The sequence below is a fragment of the SAR324 cluster bacterium genome, from assembly GCA_029245725.1.
GTDB lineage: Bacteria > SAR324 > SAR324 > SAR324 > NAC60-12 > JCVI-SCAAA005.
In genome coordinates this window covers 1-2,218 of sequence record JAQWOT010000064.1, presented here as the reverse complement: position 1 = coordinate 2,218, position 2,218 = coordinate 1, and the positions used below count along the sequence as shown (strand labels likewise).

3 protein-coding genes and 1 other RNA gene are annotated in these 2,218 nt (G+C 53.2%); 3 read left to right on the top strand and 1 reads right to left on the bottom strand.

The annotated features are described in order from the left end of the window. The 3 genes from speD to ssrA form a co-directional block, all read left to right on the top strand. On the top strand, positions 1 to 189 hold a 189-nt coding region (gene speD / locus P8O70_02940), incomplete at its 5' end, for an adenosylmethionine decarboxylase (GenBank protein MDG2195840.1). Further along, positions 176 to 1,033, top strand: coding sequence for a polyamine aminopropyltransferase (gene speE / locus P8O70_02935; GenBank protein MDG2195839.1), 858 nt, complete (start codon positions 176 to 178; stop codon positions 1,031 to 1,033). The genes speD and speE, both read left to right, overlap by 14 nt. 199 nt (positions 1,034 to 1,232) lie before the next feature. Then, positions 1,233 to 1,603, top strand: a transfer-messenger RNA (tmRNA) gene (ssrA, locus tag P8O70_02930). 162 nt (positions 1,604 to 1,765) lie between these two features. Here the strand turns inward: ssrA and P8O70_02925 are convergent. After that, positions 1,766 to 2,218: site-specific integrase (locus tag P8O70_02925; GenBank protein MDG2195838.1), on the bottom strand; the 453-nt coding region annotated here is incomplete at its 5' end.

The window sequence follows — 2,218 nt, the reverse complement described above, 5'->3', positions numbered from 1 at the left end:
GTGCTGGCTGAATCACACATCAGCGTGCATACCTGGCCGGAGCGTCAATTTGCGGCTTTCGACATCTTCATGTGCGGTGATGCCAAACCAGAGCTGGCGGTCGAGGTGCTGCGAACTCATTTTCAGCCCGGTCAATTCCAGGTGCAGGAGCTGTTGCGGGGACATACAGGGAGCTATGGAGACATTTAGCGAGAAGCTCTACAAGGGCTACAGCCAACACCTGGAGATCACCGAGGTGCTCTTTGAACAACGCACAGAGCACCAGCACCTGATTATCTTCCAAAACCCCTGCTTCGGTCGAGTGATGGCCCTGGATGGTGTGGTCCAGACAACCGAGGCTGATGAGTTCATCTATCACGAGATGATGGCCCATGTGCCACTGTTGGCGCATGGTCAAGCCATGGAGGTGCTGATCATCGGAGGGGGAGACGGAGGCATGTTGCGAGAAGTGGTGCGACATCCGAACGTCAAGCGAGTCGTGCAGGTGGAGATCGACCAGGCCGTGATCGAGATGTCGGAGCGTTTCCTGCCACAGCATTCCCAGGGGGCCTTTCAGGATCCACGGGTAGAGATCGTGATTGCCGATGGCCTGCAGTTTGTCCAGGAGACCTCACTTGGTTTTGACGTGATCATCTCCGATTCCACCGATCCCGTAGGTCCAGGAGAAGCCTTGTTCACCAAGGGTTTCTATGCCAACTGCCATCACTGCCTCAAGCCGGGAGGAATCCTGGCAACCCAGAACGGTGTCTGCTACATGCAGCTCCAGGAGGTACGTGACACTTACCAGCGCCTGCGGCCCATCTTTGCCGATGCCACCTTCTATGGTGCAGCGGTACCGACCTATGTCGGGGGCATCATGACCTTTGCCTGGGGCAGCGACAACCCGGCATATCGTCAAGTGCCCCTGAGCACGTTGGCAGAACGCTTCCAAGTTGCAAAGCTGCAGACTCGCTACTACAATCCGGCGATTCACCAGGGAGCTTTCGCCCTGCCCCAGTACGTCGTGCAGGCGCTGCAGGAGGTAGCCTCCTAGCCACGATTGCTACACAAGTCGTGGTGCTCTGTTGGGTAGAACACCAAGGCCCCAAAGGGTCTGGGGGACTTGCACAACACCACTCGAGCCCAGGTTCACTGCAGCACTGACCAAGGAACAAGGACGATTCCCTTCCGCACAAGCTGGATGATTTCAGTGGCACAAATCCACAAAGCTGCTAGCCTAAGAAGTCTGTTGTGGGGGTGTCCCGGTATTCGACTGGGTGTGGAACTCACTGAGAGCAAGCCGTGGGTGATGAACGTCCACGTAAATACGGTCATCAAAATTATAGCTGCAAACAACAGCGACTACGCTCCGGCTCACGCAGCAATCGCTGCCTGAGTAGGCGTCTCGCGGAGGTAGGCCCGAGGGCCTCCGTTGAGGTGTAACCCTTTACTTGGGCTGGTCTGGCTGGGCTTCTGACGGTCAGATGAGATCAAATGGAAGTGTACAGTCGTGAGGCGGTCGATTGCCGACACCGACTGTGAAAACGATAAGTTTCGACTAAGCTTGTAGCGCTTCGTGGGAAAGCATATCAGGACGCGAGTTCGACTCTCGCCACCTCCACCATTTCACAACTTTAATTGTAATTACTTCATCTTACTTCAACCTACCCCTATCCCTGGATTTCTCTGGCTTAGAGGCTGATTTTTCTCCCTCTTCGTTCCTTCTTTTTACTCCAATTTACCCTATCAAAATCGGCTGTTGCCCACGTATACGCCCACGTAAAAATCAGCTTGTTTCGGTGAGTTTTTGGGGCTCAGGTGAGAACTTAAGATCAAGCAAGTCCCGCTCATCTATGAGTTGATACCTTCGCAGCATCGCATCAGACTTATGCCCTACTTGCTTCATCACCACGTGTGAGGCATTCCCACTGCGCATCGCCTTAGTGACAAAGTCATGTCGTAGATCATGAAAAACGGCATCCTCAATTCCTGCCCTTTTCAAAGACTCGTTCCAAACCTTCTTTTGGTATGATCCCCAACGTAGAATTGGTCTTTGGGTTGCCGAGAGGAATACGTTTCTCGGCTGCAGTGTACTTGATATGCCGCCCAACATTTGAATTACCTGAGGTGATAGCCGAACAGAGCGAGCTTCATCCGTTTTGGTTTGAGCTGCTCTCAGCCTTACAAATCCATCCTTCAGGTCAACAGAGTTCCATTCCAATTGAATAATTTCTCTCTG

What these genes read in the sequence shown, in the direction of transcription:
- speE (MDG2195839.1), top strand. Translation starts at nt 176, where the DNA reads ATGGAGACATTTAGCGAGAAGCTCTACAAGGGCTACAGCCAACACCTG.